Annotated in this window: 20 protein-coding genes; 18 read left to right on the top strand and 2 right to left on the bottom strand. The window is 63.8% G+C overall.

Going from position 1 to position 19,818, the window contains the following annotated elements; genetic code table 11:
- Positions 1 to 7 precede the first annotated feature (7 nt).
- The 15 genes from folP to CCOY_RS10225 all read left to right on the top strand — a co-directional run bounded on the left by folP (position 8) and on the right by CCOY_RS10225 (position 16,030).
- The gene (folP, locus tag CCOY_RS10295) at positions 8 to 850 is read left to right on the top strand and encodes a dihydropteroate synthase (protein ID WP_092100661.1); all 843 of its coding nucleotides are present in this window, start codon (positions 8 to 10) and stop codon (positions 848 to 850) included.
- Positions 843 to 1,214 (top strand): dihydroneopterin aldolase, encoded by a 372-nt coding sequence (gene folB / locus CCOY_RS10290; RefSeq protein WP_092100659.1) that lies wholly within the window; start codon positions 843 to 845, stop codon positions 1,212 to 1,214. Before folP ends, folB begins: the two co-directional genes overlap by 8 nt.
- Before the next feature lie 5 nt (positions 1,215 to 1,219).
- Positions 1,220 to 1,678, top strand: coding sequence for a 2-amino-4-hydroxy-6-hydroxymethyldihydropteridine diphosphokinase (folK, locus tag CCOY_RS10285; protein ID WP_092102829.1), 459 nt, complete (start codon positions 1,220 to 1,222; stop codon positions 1,676 to 1,678).
- Complete coding sequence (locus CCOY_RS10280) at positions 1,675 to 2,142, top strand: DUF3180 domain-containing protein (protein WP_070568713.1); 468 nt, start codon at positions 1,675 to 1,677, stop codon at positions 2,140 to 2,142. Before folK ends, CCOY_RS10280 begins: the two co-directional genes overlap by 4 nt.
- Before the next feature lie 10 nt (positions 2,143 to 2,152).
- Positions 2,153 to 2,989 (top strand): DUF6779 domain-containing protein, encoded by an 837-nt coding sequence (locus CCOY_RS10275; RefSeq protein WP_092102826.1) that lies wholly within the window; start codon positions 2,153 to 2,155, stop codon positions 2,987 to 2,989.
- On the top strand, positions 2,990 to 3,691 hold the full coding sequence (locus CCOY_RS10270; RefSeq protein ID WP_092100657.1) for a 6PGD fold domain-containing protein: 702 nt from the start codon (positions 2,990 to 2,992) through the stop codon (positions 3,689 to 3,691). It begins immediately after the preceding gene.
- 12 nt (positions 3,692 to 3,703) lie between these two features.
- Complete coding sequence (locus CCOY_RS10265) at positions 3,704 to 4,501, top strand: pantoate--beta-alanine ligase (protein ID WP_092100655.1); 798 nt, start codon at positions 3,704 to 3,706, stop codon at positions 4,499 to 4,501.
- Positions 4,502 to 4,539: 38 nt separating this feature from the next.
- Positions 4,540 to 5,793 (top strand): hypothetical protein, encoded by a 1,254-nt coding sequence (locus tag CCOY_RS10260; RefSeq protein ID WP_092100653.1) that lies wholly within the window; start codon positions 4,540 to 4,542, stop codon positions 5,791 to 5,793.
- Positions 5,794 to 5,809: 16 nt separating this feature from the next.
- On the top strand, positions 5,810 to 7,351 hold the full coding sequence (lysS, locus tag CCOY_RS10255; protein ID WP_070820576.1) for a lysine--tRNA ligase: 1,542 nt from the start codon (positions 5,810 to 5,812) through the stop codon (positions 7,349 to 7,351).
- A 5-nt stretch (positions 7,352 to 7,356) separates the two neighbouring features.
- A complete protein-coding gene (locus tag CCOY_RS10250) occupies positions 7,357 to 8,217 on the top strand; it encodes a hypothetical protein (RefSeq protein WP_141750397.1) in 861 nt (286 codons plus the stop codon).
- Positions 8,218 to 8,286: 69 nt separating this feature from the next.
- Entirely contained in the window at positions 8,287 to 10,284 is a 1,998-nt protein-coding gene (locus tag CCOY_RS10245; protein WP_092100649.1) for a glucose PTS transporter subunit IIA, read from the top strand.
- A gap of 10 nt (positions 10,285 to 10,294) precedes the next feature.
- On the top strand, positions 10,295 to 11,986 hold the full coding sequence (gene ptsP, locus CCOY_RS10240; RefSeq protein WP_092100647.1) for a phosphoenolpyruvate--protein phosphotransferase: 1,692 nt from the start codon (positions 10,295 to 10,297) through the stop codon (positions 11,984 to 11,986).
- Positions 11,987 to 12,043: 57 nt separating this feature from the next.
- Positions 12,044 to 12,856 carry a MetQ/NlpA family ABC transporter substrate-binding protein gene (locus CCOY_RS10235; RefSeq protein WP_092100645.1) on the top strand — a complete coding sequence of 271 codons (813 nt, stop codon included), beginning with the start codon at positions 12,044 to 12,046 and terminating at the stop codon, positions 12,854 to 12,856.
- Positions 12,856 to 13,158, top strand: coding sequence for a CHY zinc finger protein (locus tag CCOY_RS10230; protein ID WP_092100641.1), 303 nt, complete (start codon positions 12,856 to 12,858; stop codon positions 13,156 to 13,158). Before CCOY_RS10235 ends, CCOY_RS10230 begins: the two co-directional genes overlap by 1 nt.
- Before the next feature lie 130 nt (positions 13,159 to 13,288).
- Positions 13,289 to 16,030 (top strand): ATP-dependent Clp protease ATP-binding subunit, encoded by a 2,742-nt coding sequence (locus CCOY_RS10225; protein ID WP_070422490.1) that lies wholly within the window; start codon positions 13,289 to 13,291, stop codon positions 16,028 to 16,030.
- Here CCOY_RS10225 and CCOY_RS10220 read toward each other — a convergent pair.
- Complete coding sequence (locus CCOY_RS10220; protein WP_092100639.1) at positions 15,982 to 17,445, bottom strand: lipase family protein; 1,464 nt, start codon at positions 17,443 to 17,445, stop codon at positions 15,982 to 15,984. The genes CCOY_RS10225 and CCOY_RS10220 overlap by 49 nt on opposite strands.
- A gap of 24 nt (positions 17,446 to 17,469) precedes the next feature.
- Between CCOY_RS10220 and CCOY_RS10215 the strand changes: the two genes are divergently transcribed.
- Entirely contained in the window at positions 17,470 to 17,640 is a 171-nt protein-coding gene (locus tag CCOY_RS10215; RefSeq protein WP_083279432.1) for a DUF4236 domain-containing protein, read from the top strand.
- On the opposite strand, the gene CCOY_RS10210 is transcribed toward CCOY_RS10215, so the two are convergent.
- The gene (locus CCOY_RS10210; RefSeq protein ID WP_425284104.1) at positions 17,619 to 18,494 is read right to left on the bottom strand and encodes an HhH-GPD family protein; all 876 of its coding nucleotides are present in this window, start codon (positions 18,492 to 18,494) and stop codon (positions 17,619 to 17,621) included. The two genes, CCOY_RS10215 and CCOY_RS10210, sit on opposite strands and share 22 nt — an antisense overlap.
- 10 nt (positions 18,495 to 18,504) lie before the next feature.
- Between CCOY_RS10210 and CCOY_RS10205 the strand changes: the two genes are divergently transcribed.
- Complete coding sequence (locus CCOY_RS10205; RefSeq protein WP_070422492.1) at positions 18,505 to 19,125, top strand: carbonic anhydrase; 621 nt, start codon at positions 18,505 to 18,507, stop codon at positions 19,123 to 19,125.
- 9 nt (positions 19,126 to 19,134) lie between these two features.
- Complete coding sequence (locus tag CCOY_RS10200; RefSeq protein ID WP_070422493.1) at positions 19,135 to 19,815, top strand: hypothetical protein; 681 nt, start codon at positions 19,135 to 19,137, stop codon at positions 19,813 to 19,815.
- Positions 19,816 to 19,818 lie beyond the last annotated feature (3 nt).

Here is a 19,818-nt window from a genome sequence, read left to right as displayed (position 1 = left end):
AACACCAATGACCACTGTCGCCGACCTGACACTGCCCGGACGCACGAGTGTGATGGGGATTGTCAACGTCACGGAGGATTCGTTTTCGGATGGCGGCAAGTGGCTCGCCACCGACGATGCCATCGCCCATGCCCACGAGTTGGTGCGGTTGGGTGCGGACATTATCGACGTCGGCGCCGAATCCACCCGACCCGGCGCCACCCGCGTTCCCGCGGAGGTGGAAGCGGAGCGCATCCGCCCGGTGATCCGCACGTTGCACGAGGATGGCATCCGGACCTCGATTGACACGATGCGTGCCGCCACTGCGCAGGCCGCTGCTGAAGAGGGCGTGGATCTGATCAACGACGTCTCTGGTGGCCTGGCGGATGAGGACATGTACCGCGTGATGGCGGAAACGCAGCTGCCGGTGTGCCTCATGCACTGGCGCGCGGATGCGTTTGTCAACGCCTCGGGCGCGGCTGACCACGGTGGGGATGTGGTCAAGGACGTCCACCAGGTGCTAGCGGAACTCGTCGACAACGCCCTGGCCGCGGGTGTGGCCAAGGAACAGATCACGCTGGACCCGGGCCTGGGCTTTGCCAAGACCGCGGCCGATAACTGGGCGTTGCTCAACGCCCTGCCGGAGTTCATTGCCGGCGAGTTCCCGATTCTTGTCGGCGCGTCGCGCAAGCGTTTCCTCACCGAGATCCGCGCCGACCGCGGTCTGGATCACTCGCCGGTGGATGCGGACCCGGCCACCGCTGCTGTGACCGCACTGTCCGCCCAGGCCAGCGCGTGGTGCGTGCGTGTGCACGAGGTTGCGGTCTCGCGCGACGCGGTGGATGTGGTGGCAAGGTGGAACCATGGCTGACCGCATCGAACTCAAAGGCCTGCAATTTCACGCCAACCACGGTGTGCTCGAGCATGAAACGGAGTTTGGCCAGGCGTTCTCGCTGGACATCACGTGCTGGATGGAGTTTGCAGACGCCGCGCGTGACGACGACCTCACCAAAACCGTCAACTACGCCGAACTCGCCGACACCGCGCTGGCGATTGCAACCGGTACGCCGCGTCAGTTGATTGAGACCGTGGTTGTCGAGATCGCAGAGACCGCCATGCGCACCTACGACGCGCTGCACGCCATCGAGGTCACTCTGCACAAGCCACACGCGCCGATCCCGGCCGTTTTCGACGATGTTGCCGTGGTGGCGCGCCGCTCCCGGAAACGGATGTGATGCCCATGCGCGCAGTGCTGTCCTCCGGATCGAACATGGGTGATGCGCGTGCGCACCTGCGCGCGGTCGTCGACGAGTTCGCTGACGAAACCGTCGCAGCCAGCTCCATCTACGCCACCGCACCCTGGGGAAAAACCGACCAGCCGGACTTTCTCAATCAGAGCCTGCTGGTGGAGGTGGACCAAACCCCGCACGAGTTGCTCGAGCGCTGCCAGCGCCTGGAAAACGAGGCCGACCGTGTGCGCGTGGAGCGCTGGGGCCCTCGCACCCTGGACGTGGACATTGTCTGGATCGAGGGCTATACCTCCGACGACCCGGTGCTGACGGTCCCGCACCCGCGCGCGCACCTGCGCCAGTTTGTGCTCGAGCCGTGGTTGGAGATTGATCCGGGTGCGGAGTTGAGGGGGTCGTCGATACGCGAATTGCTCGATGGCCTGGAGGATCAAGGGGTGCGCAAACTATGAAGCGCACGCCGATCGAGGGGATCATTGCCGCCGCTGGCTTCAGTGCCGCAGCTGCGTTGATTGTGGTGCGGCGTTATTACAGCTGGCTGGAGTCGCTGGACCTAATCGTGTCGCTGTCGCTGTGGTGCATCGCCGCGGTCGCCGGGTGGCTGGCGTGGGTGGTGCACAAGCGCCGCAAGGACGGCCAGGTGGGGCTGGACCGCAGCCAACTCAACCCGATGCAGGCCGCGAACTTCATGGTGTTCGGCAAGGCCAGCGCGTGGGCGGGTGCGATCTGCGGCGGCATGTATGCAGGCGCGTTGATGTATGTGGTGCGCAGGCTCGACGTGCTGGCGGCCGCATCCGAGGACGTCGTGCCGCTGACCGTGGGCACCCTCGGTGGCATCGCGCTGTGTGTTGCCGGGTTGGTGCTGGAGAAAAACTGCGAGGTGTCGCCACCCGCCGACGGGCAGGGGGTTGGCTAGAGTGTTGGGCATGAGTGCCAAAAACACATCCAGTGACAGCGCAACCCTGTGGGTCATCGTCCCCTTTGTTGTCGCCGTAATTGGCACCGTTGTCATGCTGTTTACCAACTCCGCCAACGCGCTGAAGATCGCCCTGATCTTCGCACTGTGGGCGGGCGCGGCCGGGCTGATCTTGAACTTCCGCAGCCGCCGCGAGCGTGACGACGCCACCCGGGACGCCGAAGCCGCCCGCGAACAAGTCCGCGAGCAGGAAGAACGCCACAAGGCGGTCATCGCAGCGTTGCCGCAGGGCGAGGGCTCCGCGGTGGACATGGAAGCCCTTCGCGCGCTGCAGGACGAGATCCAGGCACTGCGAGCACAGTTGGAGGAGCTCAACGGCCGCGTCTTCGAGTACGAGCCAGCCGCCGTGCGCGCCTCTGCGCGTCGCATCTCCGAGTTGGAGAGCACCCCAGAGCCAGAGCCAGCGCCGGAACCCACCCCGGAACCAGAACCGATCTCAGAACCAGAACCAGCGCGCCCATCGCCGTCGACCGACGACACGGTTGTGCTCGACCGCGTGCGTCCGACAGGTGCGCCGAGCTCGGATGCGATCGCTGGCCGCATTGGCACCCAGCCGTCCGGCCGTCCCGCACGCAACCCGCTGTCTGACCTGATCAGCGAACGAAAGGCGCAAGCGGAAGCAGAAGCAAAGCCGGAACCCAAGCCGGAACCGCAGCCAGAACCCAAGCCGGAGCCAACCCCGGAACCGGAACCGCAGGAGGAGCCGCACCGTTCGGGCCGCCGTCGTCGTGACGAGCGCGAGAACTCCATTTCCGTCGCTGAACTGCTCGCGCGCCGGGGGAAGTAAATGGCGCCACGCCTGCTCGTAGGCGCAATCCCCGGCCACAGCCAACTCGCTCTCGACATGGAGCGCGCCGGGCACACCGTGCGCCCGATCGATATCAACACCGACCCGGGCGCAATCGCGCACGTGGACCTCGTGCTCATCGACGGCTCCGCGAACGATATCCGCGCCGCCGCAGAAATCCTGGCTGATTACGCGCGCCCGCAGCAGATGTTCCTCCACACCGCGTTGGAGGAAGGCCCGCAGTTGCTTGACGACGTCGAAACGTCCCAGGCCATCACCATGTGCGCCCACAACCTCTTCGACAACATCTGGGTCACCTCCGCCGCGGACGAACTCGGCGAAACCGTCGTGGGGCTGCTCATCGCGGAGATCGGCGGCACGAGCATGCGTATCGACGGCACCGTCCGCCCCACCATCGCCGCCGCCCAAGAACTTCGCGCACTGGAAGCGACGGTGCGCGATGACGCGCTCGAGCTGCTCATCGATACGGTTCCTGCGTTTGAGGCGGTGGCGGAGAAGTTCATCGAGGCGGCGTCGGGTCGTCGATACGCAAGGAGCGTCAACGAACTGGATCGGATGCTCGACGCACTGCCGGAACCCGGGGTGCGCAGGCTGTTTGTGGATCTGCAGCGCCGACGCGGTGAGATGGAGCAGGACACGGATACGGAACTGTGGGTTATTCAGAAATACGAGGGAAGATAAAGGGGAAGAGAGATGGCGTTTGAGGCAGGTAAGGCGGTCGTCGTTACGGATGAGGCGCTGCTGGCGACGTACGGGCGGGCGTTTCGCAAGATTGGCAAGTCCGTTGTGGTCGTGCCGTTGGGTCGCGACGTGCACGCGGGCCACATCGAGTTGATCCGTGCGGCGAAGTCCCTGCTCGGCTCGTATGTCGTGGTCACGTTTACTGGCGACGAGGTCCCGGACATCTTCGCCGACGAGAAGGTGGACGTGGTGTTCCACGGCCCGCTGGAGACCAAGGTGCGGGTGGATTCCGGGGCGGATCCGCTGGAGGACCCGGAGCACACGCAGCGCGAGGTGGCGCGCATTCTCGCGGCGATTAACGCCTCGCACGCGACGGATGTGGTGTTGGGGGAGAAGGACTTTGAGGTGCTCGTGGCTACGCAATATGCGGTCTCTGGCCTGCGTATGGAGGTCAAACTGCACTCCGTGCCCACCGTGCGCACCCCGAACGGGCTGGCGGTGTCGCTGCGCAACGCCGACGTGCCGGAGGACCTGCGCGAGGCCGCTCTCGCACTGCCGGCGGCGCTGACCGCAGGCGCCCACGCCGCTGAGCAGGGCGCCGAGGTCGTGCTTGAAACCGTGCGTGGTGTGCTCGCCGCCGAGGGCCTTGAACCGGCCTACCTTGAGCTGCGCGATCTGGCAATGCGCGAAGCGCCCGAGCGTGGCGACGCCCGCCTCCTCGCCGCCGTCGACCTCGGCCCTGTGCGCCTGGCCGACAACGTCGGTTTGCCGCTCGGGATTGGCTTCAAGCACATCGAAGAAGACAGGTAGCCGAACGGGCTGCGGTCGCAGGCGGTAGAATGCGGCGCATGTCTGTGCCCAACATCGCCGGAATCCTCGCCGACCGCTTCGGCTTCGCCTTCACCCCTGAGCAGGTGCGTGAAAGCGGCCGTACTGAAACGTCCACGTTGTACACCGCGTCGGACGACAAAGGCCACGCCGTAGAGGTGGAGGTCTTTGACACGAAGGTGGCGGAACACCTCGGCGCCGACGTGAACACGCTCAACAGCCGCCTCGCGTTGGCGGCGCATCCGGGCGCGTTCCAGCCGCGCAGTGTGGGCACCACCGACGAAGGGCAGCTTTTCGTCCTGCGCGAGGCCGCAACCGGCACGCCGCTCAGCGACCTCATTGCGGAAAAGGGCGCGACGTTTACCCAGCAGGAAGTGCGCGACTTGCTTGCCCCGGTGGCCGAGGCCATCGACGATTACGACTTGAAGGGCCTGTCCGGGTTCGTCTCCCGTTCTATTTCGCCGGAGCGCCTCTTGGTGCAGCCGCAGTGGTCGACCACCCCGGTGAAGCTCACCCTGGTTGGTCCGAGTACCGACGCGGTTGGCTCGGATGAGGAGTTGGCCAAGGCGAATGTGGACAAGTTCGCCAGCGTGGTCAGTCTGATGACGGGCGAGGCCCCACGCGAGGGCGTGCGCACCTGTGCGGATGTGCTGCATATGGTGCCGGTGGGCGAGGCGCCCCAGGAGGCGTCCAACATCGACGTGGCCCCCAACCCGGAGGACGGCTATCGCAAGCGCCCTGAGCCGTACGCGTACGGCCCGGACGGCAATTACACCCGTCCGGCGGCGACGAACGAGAAGAAGGTTCCGTGGCCGTGGATCATCGCGATCCTGGCGCTGCTGCTGATCGCCATTGCGGCACTGTGGTATTGGTCCGCCAACCGTGGCGAGGCCTGGGAGGGTGCGGAGGCGCAGATCGCCGAGGAGTACCCGGATATCGTGTCCAAGAAGTCCGGCCAGAAGGGCTGGCAGGACCTGCGCTGCGAGAACGGCTCGACCGATCCGGACCAGGAAGGCAAGATCCGCTGCGCCAACGCAGAGTTGGGCGTGTCTGTGGTGAAGTACGCCGACGAGTATGACCGCGACGATGCGGTGCCGGACCCGCGCGAGGCCGTCGTTCTGGGCTCCGGTGAGTGCACCGTGAACTCCTATGAGTTGCCGGACGCGAACCCGCCTGCCTATGTGATGGTGCCGCAGGACAAGCCTGAATACCTCATGATTATTAACGGTTTGAACTCGGAAGAGCAGCGTCTGGATCTTCCGCTTTGCCAATAGACTACGATTGACCGGCGTGAGTACGCAGGATCTTTCAGAGCAGCAGCAAATCCGCCGGGAGAAGAGGCAACGGCTTATCGGCGAGGGCCGTGATGCCTACCCCGTCGAAGTTGACCGTACGACCTCGCTGAAGGACCTGCGGGCGAAGTACCAGGTCGTTGAAGAGGGCGAAGGCGACGGTGTGACCCGCCTTGAGGCCGGCCAGGAAACCCAGGATGTGGTGGCCGTCGCCGGCCGCATCATGTTCCAGCGCAACACCGGCAAGCTCTGCTTTGCCACCTTGCAGGAGGGTGACGGCACCCAGTTGCAGGTCATGTTGTCGCTGGCAGAGGTGGGCGAGGAAGCCCTCGCGCAGTGGAAGGCTGACACGGACCTGGGTGACATTGTCTCGGTTCGTGGGCGCATCATTGCTTCTCGACGAGGCGAGCTCTCCGTCCAGGCACAGTCCTGGCACATGGCCTCGAAGGCCTTGAGCCCGCTTCCGGTCGCGTTTGCGGACATGAACGAGGAGCAGCGCGTCCGTCGCCGTTACACGGATCTGATCATGCGCGAGGACGCACGCAAGAACGCTATGACCCGCATCAAGGTCATGGCCGCGGTGCGTAAGTACCTGACGGGCCTGGACTTTGTGGAGATTGAGACGCCGATGCTGCAGACGCTGCACGGCGGTGCTGCGGCGCGTCCGTTTGTCACCCACTCCAACGCGCTGGACATTGACCTCTACCTGCGCATCGCGCCGGAGCTCTACCTGAAGAGGGCCGTTGTTGGTGGCCTGGAGCGCGTCTTTGAGATCAACAAGAACTTCCGCAACGAGGGCGTGGATTCGTCCCACTCGCCGGAGTTCACCATGTTGGAGACCTACCAGGCGTGGGGTACCTACAAGGACGGCGCCGAAACCATGAAGGGCCTCGTCCAGTTCTGTGCCCAGGAAGTCTTCGGCTCCCAGAAGGTCACGTTGGCTGACGGCACCGAGTACGACTTTGGCGGCGAGTGGAAGGTACTGGAGATGTACCCGTCGCTCAACGAGGCGCTGCAGCGTAAGTTCCCGGGCCAGCCTGAGGTGACCATCGATTCCTCCGTGGAGGAACTCAAGGGCATCGCCGAGACTATCGGTCTGAAGGTTCCGGAGAATGCAGGCTGGCTGCACGGCAAGCTTGTGGAGGAAATCTGGGAGGAGCTCTGCTCCGACCAGCTCTACGAGCCGACCTTTGTCATCAACTTCCCGGTGGAGACCTCCCCGCTGACCCGCGACCACCGCGAGCAGCCGGGTGTGACCGAGAAGTTCGACCTCTACGTCCGCGGTTTCGAGTTGGCCACCGGCTACTCCGAGCTCATCGACCCCGTGATCCAGCGCGAGCGCTTCGAAGACCAGGCCCGCCTGGCGGCGCATGGTGACGACGAGGCCATGGTGCTCGACGAGGACTTCCTCGCCGCTATGGAGCAGGGCATGCCGCCGACAGCAGGTTGCGGCATGGGCGTGGACCGCCTGCTCATGGCCCTGACCGGGCTGGGTATCCGCGAGACCGTCCTGTTCCCGATGGTGAAGCCGGAGGCTTAGCGACGATGCGCCGTTGGCCCCTCGCAGCAGCCGGAGTACTCCTCGCAGCCTCGTTGGCGGGCTGTGGCAGTAGTGAACAAGCAGAGCTTGCGGAGCCAACGGTGCCTACCACGCCAACCACAACAACGTCGCAGCTGCCCCCACCGGATTGCTCCACTGATGCAATCAAAAATTCGCCAGGGCTTGAAGAGTTTGAGCTGTATGGTCCTTGCGAAGGTGGATTCACTCGTCCCGGAGTTCCGAATTCCGGCAACATCATCCTCGCGCAGTGGGACGGTAAGCACTGGGTAGAAGTAGAGTCCGATGGCGTGTGGGATGGCATGGGTATGGCGCGGCCGTGCTTTAACCCGGGTCGTCTTGAGGAGCTCGGCGTTCCCGAATCCCTGGCGGATAAGGAGCCACGCTGCGGCGTATACCCGCCTGGTCAGGAGCCGCCGCACAAGAAGCAGGCGAAGGCTTCCACTCCTGTGCCGACATCGAGCACACTCGACCCAAACTGGGGGATTAAGCGCGACAGCGATGGCGTGATTATCGAGGCGCAGTTTGAAGGGGTTAAGCGTCAAATCTCTGCGCCGAATTGTGATGGACGAGGAATTCTCATTCTCGATTCCGTAATTGCGGACGGAGATATTGGCTCGACACACTCCAAGCTTGCGTTTGACATTGCGTATCTCGGCGATGGAAATGCTGAGTTCACCTATCCAGGCCACTGCCCGTCGCTTCGCGCACAGGTCGATGGCAACGATATTTACCCGGTATACCTCGATTTTGGCCACGACACCGATGCGCTGTGTGCTGCGAAGAAGAACTACGGCGGGAACGCGCGAGTGTTGTCGGATCGTGAGGAATATCTCGACCCCTGCTAATTGTGCACGGTGGTTATAACCAACTAACGTTTGATGTGACTAAACCATGTGGTTGAAAGGAGCATCAGCATGGCGACCACTAAGGCGAGCCTGCAAGATCAGGCTGCCGATATCCTCGCCGGAATCGGCGGGGCCGACAACATCGCATCGATGACGCACTGTGCGACCCGACTGCGGTTCGAACTCAACGACGCCTCCCTGGCCGACAAAGACCGCCTCGAAGCAAACCCGAAAGTGATGGGCGCGGTCCCCCAGGGCGGCAGCCACTACCAGGTCATCGTCGGTGGTGACGTGGCTACGGTGTACAACGCGATCAATAACCTGCCCGAGATGGCGGGCCGCTCGGTTTCCAACGATGAGTTGAAGAAGCAGCAGCGCGACAAGGCCAAGGGCAAGATGCCGTGGCTGGACGCGTTCTTCGAGTACCTCTCGGACTCGTTCCGCCCGATCCTGGGCGTGCTGCTCGGTGCTTCGCTGATCATCGCGTTTGCGGCGTTCCTTGACGCGTTTCACATCATTGACTTCCACGCGGAAGTGAAGACGCCGGGCTGGCAGTTCGTCGACGCCATGTGGGGCTCGGTGTTCTTCTTCCTGCCGGTGGCGGTGGCCTACAATGCGGGCAAGAAGCTCAACATCGACCCGTGGGTGCCAGCGGCGATCATGCTGGCGTTGTTCACCCCGGATTACCTGAACCTGGTGGACCACCCCGAGGCACGGGTGATCGACCTATTCGGCGCACCGACCGACGTCGTCGATGTGTTCGGCCTGCCGATGATTCTGAACGGCTACAACGGCAACGTGTTCGTGCCGCTGATCATGGCAGCCGTTGCGGCCTTGCTGTACAAGGGGTTGCAGAAGATCATTCCGTCTGCGGTGCACATGGTGTTCGTGCCGTTTCTGACGCTTTTGGTCATGATCCCGGTCACCGCGTTCATCATCGGCCCGTTCGGCTACCTGCTCGGCGCGTGGATCGGTACTGGTCTGGCGTGGATGAACGGCAATGCGCCGTTCCTGTTCGCGCTGCTGATCCCGATGCTCTACCCGTTCCTGGTTCCGCTTGGCCTGCACTGGCCGCTCAACGCGCTGATGCTGGTGAACATCAACACCCTTGGCTACGACTTCATCCAGGGACCAATGGGTGCGTGGAACTTTGCCTGCTTCGGCGCCACCGCCGCGGTGCTGGCTATTTCTATTCGTGACCGCGACCCGCTGATGCGCCAGACCTCCGGTTCCGCCCTCGCCGCGGGCCTGCTCGGCGGCATCTCCGAGCCGTCGCTCTACGGTATCCACCTGCGCTTTAAGAAGATCTACCCGCGCATGCTCGTCGGCTGCTTCGCCGGCGGCCTGACTATCGCGATCCTGGGCACCCCGTTCGGTGGCGTGAAGACGAACGCGTTCGTGTTCACCTCCATCCCGACCATGTTCGTGTTCGACCCAATGTGGGTCTACATGATCGCCATCGCAGTGGCGTTCTTCACCTCGTTCTTCATCATCCTGATCACCGACTACCGCACCCCTGAGGAGAAGGCGGACGCGCTTGCTCGCGCGGCTGCTGCTCGTGAGGAGGAGCCGGTTGCGGTTGTGGGGTCGTCGCAAAGCACTGAAAGCACAGTGCTCGCTCCTGTCGCTGGTGAGGTTGTGGCGATGGCAGCGCTTAACGACGCCGCCTTCGCTTCCGGCGCCCTCGGCCAGGCTGTTGGTGTGATTCCGGCGAATGACAAACTCACCGTGGTTGCGCCCGCTGCGGGCAAGGTGATTTCTGTGGCGAAGACTGGCCACGCCTACGGCATCAAGACTGATGACGGCGCGGAACTGCTGGTGCACATCGGCATCGACACCGTGAAACTCGAGGGCGAGGGCTTCACCCCGCTGGTGGAGAAGAAACAGGAGGTCGCTGCCGGTGACGCGCTGGCGGAGGTGGACTTCCCGGCGATTGCCGCCAAGGGGGTCGACACCACTGTGATCACCACCGTGGTCAACTCCAAGAAACTCGGCGGAGTAAACGACGTGGCCGATGGCACCGTCGAAATTGGAGATGCGATCCTCGAGATCACGCCCGCCGAGTAGGCTCGGTGGCATGACTGAGCGCACAGTTCTTCACGGCATTGGTGTGTCCGCTGGTACTGCCTGCGGACCCGTCGCGGTAGTGACCCCGGCGGTGGGTATCGATAACCACGAGCCCGCCTCCGTGAACCCCGAGGCGGATGGTCAGCGGATACGGGAAGTGTTGGGGGAGGTGGCGTCGTCGTTACGCGAACGCGCGGCGCACGCCAACTCGAAGGCGTCGCAGGAGGTGCTCGAGGCCACCGCGGCGCTGGCCACGGATCGTGGCCTGATCCGCGGGGTGGACAAGGAACTGAAGAAGGGCAGCGGCCCCACCAAAGCGGTACACGACGCGGTGGAGACGTACGCGAACAAGCTGCGCAAACTCGGCGGCTACATGGCCGAGCGTGTCACCGACCTTTACGACATCCGCGACCGCGCCACCGCACGCCTTCGCGGCTTGCCGGAGCCGGGCGTGCCGGATCTGACGGCGCCGTCGATCCTGGTCGCGCACGATCTTGCGCCCGCTGAGACCGCCACACTGGATCCGGCGATGGTGCTCGGCATTGTCACCGAGGCGGGTGGCGCGACCTCGCATACCGCGATCCTCGCCGCACAGCTCGGCATCCCCGCTGCGGTGCAGGTCAAGGGCATTTCCGATGCGATTGTCGACGACCCCCGCATCGCCCTCGACGGCAGCACCGGCCAAATCATCGTCGCCCCGTCCGATGAGGACGTCGCCGAACTCGACGAGCGCTCCCGCCGCCGCGCCGCCGCACTGGAAGGCTCCGCCGGCGCCGGCGCCACCCGCGACGGCCACGCCGTGAAACTGCTGGCCAACATCGGCACTGCCGAAGACGCGGTGAAGGCTGCGGGCTACGACCTGGAAGGCTCCGGCCTGTTCCGCTCTGAGTTTCTCTTCCTGGATCGCGACTCCGCGCCCAGCGTGGACGAGCAGACCGAGACCTACACCAAGGTCCTCGAGGCCTTCGGCGAGCGCCGCGTGGTGGTGCGCACCCTCGACGCCGGCGCCGACAAGCCGCTGTCGTTTGCGGACCTTGGCGAGGAGGAAAACCCAGCCCTCGGTCGCCGCGGCCTGCGCCTGTCCCAAGCCCGCGAGGATCTGCTCGCCGACCAGTTGGAGGCACTCGCCAACGCGCAGCGCAACGTCCCGGACGCCGAACTGTGGGTGATGGCGCCCATGGTCGCCACGGTCGAGGAGGCCGAGTGGTTCGCTGAACGCGCCCGCGCTGCTGGCCTGAAGCAGGTGGGCATCATGGTCGAAACCCCTGCGGCCGCGATTCGCGCCGGGCAGGTGCTCGACGTTGTGGACTTCGGCTCCATCGGCACCAACGACCTTTCCCAGTACACGATGGCCGCTGACCGCATGCAGGGCGAACTCGCCGAACTGCTCTCGCCCTGGCAGCCCGCGGTGCTGTCCATGATCCGCGAGACCTGCCGTGGCGGTGAAGCTACTGGCAAACCCATCGGCGTGTGTGGCGAGGCCGGCGGCGACCCGCTCATGGCCCTCGTCCTTGTCGGCCTTGGCGTGAAGTCGCTGTCTATGGCGCCCGGCAAGGTCAACGCAGTGCGCGCGGCGCTGCGCCTGCACGACATGGATACCTGCCGGAAGATGGCCGATGCTGCCCTTGCCGCCCGGACCGCTGAAGATGCACGTGAGGCGGTGCTTGGGATCGCGGATTCGGTAATTCTTGACCTACTGTGAACCACATAGTCTAGTATTGGCAGACAAAGTTGTTCACGATAGGGAAAGGGCTTCCCCATGAAGCGTTTCGCGTCCATTGCTTTGTTTGCCGCAGTTGGCCTCGGCCTCGTTGCTTGCTCCAGTGATTCAGGCGGTGAAGAACCGCTCACCGTCCTGGCGCAAGCCACGCCCCACGCGGAGATTCTGCGCTACGTCGATGAGCAAAATCCAGAGTATGAGCTGGATGTCAAGGTCATTTCTGGTGGGTCGGAACCGAACATGTCGGTGGCCAACGGTTCCGCGGACGCGAACTTTTACCAGCACTCGCCGTACCTGCTGGACTGGAATACTCAGACTGGCAAGAACCTGGTCAACATCGTCGGAGTCCACATTGAGCCGATGGGGATGTACTCCAACTCCATCAAGTCCATTGACGAGTTGGAGCAGGGGGCGAAGATCGTGACTCATAACTCGCCGTCCAACCTTGCCCGTGCGCTGATCCTGCTGGAGGCCAACGGCGTCATCGGTCTGGACCAGGAGATTGATCCGGCAAACGTGTCCAAGATCAACCTGCAGTCGATCACCGACAACCCGAAGGACATTGAGATCGTCCCGGTCGAAGACACCCTGGTTATTCAGTCGCTGTCGGACGAGTCTGTCGCTGGTGTCATCGTAACCTCGAACTTCGCTCTGGAAATTGGCCTGAACCCGTCGGAGGACTCTGTCATTGCCGAAAGCCCGGAGAACAACCCGTACGTGAATATCCTCGCAGCCAATGAGGACGCGGCGAAGGATCCTCGCATCGAGAAGCTGGCGGCGGACCTGAGCTCGCCGGAGACCGCAGAGTGGATCCGCGAGAAGTACAGCGGCTCCGTAATCCCGGTGAATTAATGAAAATCCACGGTATCGACGTCGACCCGCAAGGCCGGTGCGCGCATTGGCATTCGGAGCGCGACGTCGTTGCCAACACCTGCGGGGCCTGCCACAAACTCTGGGCCTGTTCGCTGTGCCATGACGAGTTGGCGGATCACCGGTTTGTGGGCGTCGATAAGCAACTGCGCTCTGTGATGTGCGGCGCGTGCGGTTACATGATGACGCACGCCGAGTATGGGGCCGCGTGCCCCTCGTGCGGGCACCCGTTTAATCCGGGCTGCAAACTGCATGAAAATGTGTATTTCAGGGATGTTCGCTAAGGGTGAACATCCCCTCTGAGCACTGCTTTTCGACGATTCCACGCCCCCGGCAGTCAAAACGTGGGAAGTGATGTCGCACCCCGGCGTTATGGTGGTGGACAACGATTTAGCTATAGAAGGGGTCAGCCACATGTTCGAGCGGTTTACCGACCGGGCCCGTCGCGTCATCGTCCTGGCGCAGGAGGAAGCGCGCGCGCTCAATCACAACTACATGGGCACCGAGCACATCCTGCTCGGCCTGATTAAGGAAGGCGAGGGCGTCGCCGCGAAGGCCCTCGAATCCATGGGTATCAACCTTGAGGATGTGCGCCGCGAGGTCATCGACATCATTGGCCACGGCACCCAGCCGGTCACCGGCCACATCCCGTTTACCCCGCGTGCCAAGAAGGTCCTGGAGCTCTCCCTGCGTGAGGGTTTGCAGATGGGCCACAAGTACATCGGCACCGAGTTCTTGCTGCTCGGCCTGATCCGTGAGGGCGAGGGCGTTGCAGCCCAGGTGCTGATCAAGCTCGGCGCTGACCTGCCGCGTGTGCGCCAGCAGGTTATCCAGTTGCTGTCTGGTTACGAGGGCGGCGAGGCACAGAATCCGGAGTCCCCGCAGCAGGGCGGCGGCCCAGGCTTCGCAGGTGCGGGTGCTGGCGGCAACCGTGCAGGTGGTGGCGGCCCGCAGGGCGGCGAGCGTTCCAATTCGCTCGTGCTCGACCAGTTCGGCCGTAACCTCACCGCTGCTGCCAAGGAAGGCAAGCTCGACCCGGTTGTGGGTCGCGATAAGGAAATCGAGCGCGTCATGCAGGTTCTGTCACGCCGTACCAAGAACAACCCGGTGCTCATTGGTGAGCCGGGCGTCGGTAAGACTGCTGTCGTGGAGGGCTTGGCGCTCGACATTGCTAACGGCAACGTCCCGGAGACCCTGAAGGACAAGCAGGTTTACTCGCTGGACCTGGGCTCCCTGGTTGCAGGTTCGCGTTACCGCGGTGACTTCGAGGAGCGCCTGAAGAAGGTGCTCAAGGAGATCAACCAGCGCGGCGACATCATCCTGTTTATCGACGAGATCCACACCCTCGTCGGCGCCGGTGCCGCCGAAGGCGCGATCGACGCTGCTTCGCTGCTGAAGCCGAAGCTGGCTCGTGGCGAGCTCCAGACCATCGGTGCCACCACGCTTGATGAGTACCGCAAGCACATCGAGAAGGACGCCGCTCTTGAGCGTCGTTTCCAGCCGGTGCAGGTGGACGAGCCGAGCATCGAGGACACCATCCAGATCCTCAAGGGCCTGCGCGACCGCTACGAGGCGCACCACCGCGTGTCCTACACCGACGATGCGCTCAAGGCAGCCGCAAACCTGTCGGATCGCTACATCAACGATCGTTTCCTGCCGGATAAGGCAGTCGATCTTCTCGACGAGGCCGGCGCCCGCATGCGCATCAAGCGCATGACCGCCCCGGATTCCCTGCGTGAGGTCGACGACCGTATCGCTGAGGTCCGCAAGGAAAAGGAAGCGGCGATCGACGCCCAGGACTTTGAGAAGGCAGCTAGCCTGCGCGAAACGGAGCGCAAGCTCACCGAGGAGCGCGCCGCGAAGGAGAAGAAGTGGCGCTCGGACGACCTCGAGGACATCGCCGAGGTTGGCGAGGAGCAGATCGCTGACGTGCTGGCCAACTGGACCGGCATCCCGGTGTTCAAGCTCACCGAGAGCGAGTCGAAGCGCCTGCTCAACATGGAAGGCGAGCTGCACAAGCGCATCATCGGTCAGGACGAGGCTGTTAAGGCTGTGTCCCGTTCCATCCGCCGCACCCGTGCGGGTCTGAAGGATCCGAACCGTCCGTCCGGTTCGTTCATCTTCGCTGGCCCGTCCGGTGTGGGTAAGACGGAGCTGTCGAAGGCGCTTGCAGAGTTCCTCTTCGGCGACGACGACTCCCTGATCCAGGTGGACATGGGCGAGTTCCACGATCGCTTCACGGCGTCGCGTCTCTTCGGTGCCCCTCCGGGATACGTCGGCTACGAAGAGGGCGGCCAGCTCACCGAGAAGGTGCGCCGCAAGCCGTTCTCGGTCGTGCTTTTCGACGAGATCGAGAAGGCCCACAAGGAGATCTACAACACCCTCCTGCAGGTGCTGGAAGAAGGCCACGTCACCGACGGCCAGGGCCGCAACGTGGACTTCAAGAACACGGTGCTGATCTTCACCTCGAACCTGGGTACCTCCGACATCTCCAAGCCGGTCGGCCTGGGCTTCACCGGGGATACCGCTGCGGATTCCGAGGCGCAGTACGAGCGCATGAAGGGTAAGGTCCACGACGAGCTGAAGAAGCACTTCCGCCCGGAGTTCCTGAACCGTATCGACGAGATCGTCGTGTTCAAGCAGCTCTCCCAGGAAGAGATTGTCCAGATGGTGGACCTGCTCATCGCTCGAGTGGACAAGAACCTGGCCGCGCAGGACATGGGCATCGAGCTCACCGAGAACGCCAAGAACCTGCTTGCAGTCCGTGGTTTCGACCCCGTGCTGGGTGCACGTCCGCTGCGTCGCACCATCCAGCGGGAGATCGAGGACATCCTGTCCGAGAAGATCCTCTTCGGCGAGATCGGTGCCGGGGAGATCATCACCGTGGACGTCGAGGGTTGGGATGGCGACGTGGAGACGGCCCGCAAGGATCGCGGCAAGGCCGCCCCGGATGCGACCTTCACCTTCACCCCACGTCCACGCCCGCTGCCAGCGGAGGCCTTCGACGTCGAGCTGGAAGAAGAGGTCCGCGACATCGAGCCGGAGCGCACCCAGCCGGAGTCCGAAGCCTCCGAGTTCCCGGATGAGCGCGACACGACCGCCGAAGATCAGAACGGCAACGAGGGCAAGGAAGACAACGGCCCCGAGCCGGTGTAAACCCACCAGGCTGCGCCACCGAGTATCCCCAGCATCCCAAGGATGCCGAGGACTAACGCGGTGATCTCCACCGCGTCAAGCCCCTTCACCACCTCATATGCAGGATGGTCGGAGGGGCACACCCGTTTCATAGGCTGTTCGGCGAAACGATCATCCATCCACGCAATCGCATTATCGGCCTGCAAAAGCAGGGGAGCGGCATGGCCCGAACCAGGAACGCGTGGCGTCAACTGCAGACGCCCCGAAGACAATGGTTGCGTCGGGGAACCCGGCACCACCACGCGTCGGTACTCCACCTGCGCACCGACGGCGCAATAGTCCTCTGCCAGTTGGGTGGCTTGCGGCTCCGGAACGAGGTCGTCGTCGGCATTCGTCATCACCATGATCGGCGCAGACGGCGCGACGGTGCCCATTTTGTTTAGTTCCAGATACTTCGCCAGCCGCTCATCGGAATGCACGACCTCGGCAAACGAGCCGCCAGAGGTGAACAGTGTGGAAGGGTCGGCCGGCGCAGACAACGAGGCGTCGACCACGCACGAGTTTTTCAGTCCTTCGAGCCAGACTTTGCCCTCGTCGGTGAGGTGTTCCTGCAGGGCCTCGCCGAATTCCGGGTAGCTTTCGGAGTAGCTCGCAGCGGCAAAACCGGCCACGGCGGTGAGCATCGGTGCGGTACCTTGCTCCAGCACACCCAGCGGGTCGGCTGGCGGGGCACCGGAGAACGTTCCCATCACGTTGAGTTCGGGTGCGTAGTCGGCGACGAGTTCCGCAGCGGCCGCGGCAGCGCCACCGCCTTGGGAGTAGCCCCAGAAGCCCACTTTTTGGTTTGGTTTTGCGACGGCGCGGGCGGCGTCGATAAGCGCATGCCCCTGATCCACCCTGTTCAAGTAGGTGTGCAATCCATCGGTGCCCAACCCGATGTAGTCGGTGACCATCACGGAATAGCCGGCATCCAGCAGCTTCTGTACCAGGGGCGCCTCATAGTTAATGTTCACGGTGCCGTCTTCGATGCGCACCAGCATGGACGAGCCTGCCGATGGCGCGCACTGATCACCCAGACCACGCGTGCCCGGTGCGAGCGCGATGAGCCCCTTCGCGCGGCGGTGTTTGTAAAACGCCCCAGTCACCGCGACCTTCTCGCCCTTTTCGTTCGTGGTGGTGTAGCGGATGCGCTGGCCGGTCGACCCTGGCACCCGCTTCACCGCGTCAAGCGAGCCCGCCTCGCTACCTGGTGCGCCGGCCAGTGGTTTCCACGATGACTCCGGAAGCGACGACAACGACGACGCGTCGCGTACCACCTCGAGTGTCGACGACCCCACCGACGACAGCGACGACAACGACTCCGCGCTCAGGTCCGCAGCCTGCGCGGATGGGGCCAATAACACCGGAATGAGCAGGGAGCACCAACGTTTTTGCATGTACAGCAGTGTAAACTGCCGGCTATGGGATTCCAGTTTCGTAAGCGCCAGAAGCTCAGCAAGGACAGCTGGCTGAATTACTCCGGTTCGGGCGTTTCCGCCTCCAAGCGCGTCGGGCCAGTGACCATCAACTCGCGTGGCGGCGTGTGGATCAAGCTGCCGGGTGGGCTGACCTACCGCGGTAAGTGGAAGTAACCGCGCTCATCCTGCTCGGCGAGGCCGTCCTCCAACAGTGAGAACAGTGCGCGTGAGCGTTGGGCGTCGTCGGGCCAGACGGCGTCGATAATCGCCTGCTCAACCGGCGAATCTGCCTCGCGCAGTACCTTCATAATCTTGCCGCGGACCTGCCTATCCGTGCCCTCAAAACGTTGCGACGGCCGCCGCTGCCCCTCCTCAGGTGCCGGCCTGCCCGCCGCCAACCAGGCACAATCTTGCGCAATCGGGCACGCATCGCACTTCGGTGCCTTCGCGGTGCACACCAGCGCACCAAGCTCCATGAGCCCGACCGAAAACTCGGGACCGTTGTCCTCCGGAAGCAGGTGCGCAACCTCCTGGATTTCCTTCTTCCCCGGCACCCCCAGCGCCTGGCCGCGCTCCACACGCGCCACCACGCGACGCACATTCGTGTCAACAACCGGCACGTTCTTCCCGTAGGCGAAACACGCCACCGCCCGCGCCGTGTAGTCCCCAATGCCAGGCAGTGCCAGCAGCGCGTCCACATCGTCCGGCACAACGCCGCCATGCTTGTCGACGATCACCTGCGCGCACTCCCGCAACCTCAACGCCCGCCGTGGGTAGCCGAGGTTGGCCCAGGCGCGCAGGATGTCGTCGATACGCGCCTGCGCAAAATCGTGCGGAGTCGGCCAGCGCTCAATCCACTCCAACCAAATGGGGGCAACGCGCTCCACCTGGGTTTGGTGGCTCATGACCTCGCTGATCAGCACACCCCACGGTGACGTACCCGGTTTGCGCCACGGCAAATCCCGCGCGTTGGCGCGATACCAATCAACTATCTGATTTGGGCGAATATTCTGCACAATGCGTGCCACAATAGCCGGTATGACTAATGCAACAGAGCTCCAGGCCGCTACCTCCCCGCGCGAAGTGTGGGACCTGCTTCGCGCAGGCAACGAGCGATTCGCCACCGGCAACACCGTCGCCCCGCACCGCGACGCCGAAACACTCCAGCAGCTCACCTCCGGCCAGAACCCAGCCGTATGTGTCATCGGTTGTTCTGACTCGCGCGTGCCCGTCGAGCTGCTTTTCGACGCCGGCTTCGGCGACATCTTCGTCATCCGCACCGCCGGCGGCTGCGTCGACTCCGCTGTTTCCGCATCCGTGGAGTTCGCCGTCGACGGCCTCGGCGTAGACCTCGTGCTGTTCCTGTCCCACGAAAAGTGCGGCGCTGTCGGCTCCGCAGTCCAGGCGTTCGAGTCCGGCGAGATCCCGCACGGCCTGACCCGCCTGTTCGTCGAGAAGATCGCCCCATCCATCGTCGAGGCCGAAAAGCGCGGCGAACAGGTCGAGCAAGCCCACGCCCGCCACGGCGCCGAGCACTTGGTCGCCCGCATCCCCGCCGTTGTTGCTGGCTTGAGCAAGCGCAGCATCGGTGTGGTTGGCGCGCGTTACCGTCTTTCGGACGGCCGTGTCGAGACCACCTACGAAAACTTCGGCGATTAAGTTATAAGCATGTCGAACCAGCGCCCATTGCCCCCGGAGATCTACATGCGTCGCCGCGTCGCGGCCCTCGTCATCCTCCTCGTGGTTGTGGCGTTGCTGGTCTGGGCGCTTTCCGCCATGGCCCGCAGCGGCGGATCCGGATCGGATGGGGCAACCGAAACCTCCACCGAGCAAACCGTGAACCCGACCGTGGCTACCGAGCCGACCGTCGCCGCGCCTGAGGAATCTACGTCTGAGACTGCGTCCGCATCCCCGTCCGAGGAACCTTCCAGTGTTGAGGCCGCACCGGCCCGCACTGGCGCATGCGAACTCAAGGACCTACGGATCAAGGCGTTGCCGAACCAGCCGTCCTACGCCGCAGGCACCGAGCCGGTGTTCTACATGGAAGTGGAAAACCCGACCGACACCGACTGCGTCATCGACCTTGACGAGAACATCCTGCGCTTCGAGGTGTACGACATGCGTACCAACGAGCGCATGTGGGCAGACACCGACTGCTACCAGCCCGTCGTGTCCGGCACCCAGACCTACAAGGCGGGGGAGAAGCAGGGCTACCAGGCTCGCTGGTCCGGCACCGTATCTCAGCCGGGTAAGTGTGATGACCGTCCCGCGATCGAGCCGGGGTCCTACTTCCTGCACACGGTCATCGGCGACAATGCTTCGGAAGCAGCCCCCTTCAACATCACCTAGTTT

The organism is Corynebacterium coyleae, from assembly GCF_030408635.1.
GTDB classification, from domain to species: domain Bacteria; phylum Actinomycetota; class Actinomycetes; order Mycobacteriales; family Mycobacteriaceae; genus Corynebacterium; species Corynebacterium coyleae.
Note: the sequence above shows the minus strand (reverse complement) of the source record. Positions and strands in the feature narration are given on the sequence as shown.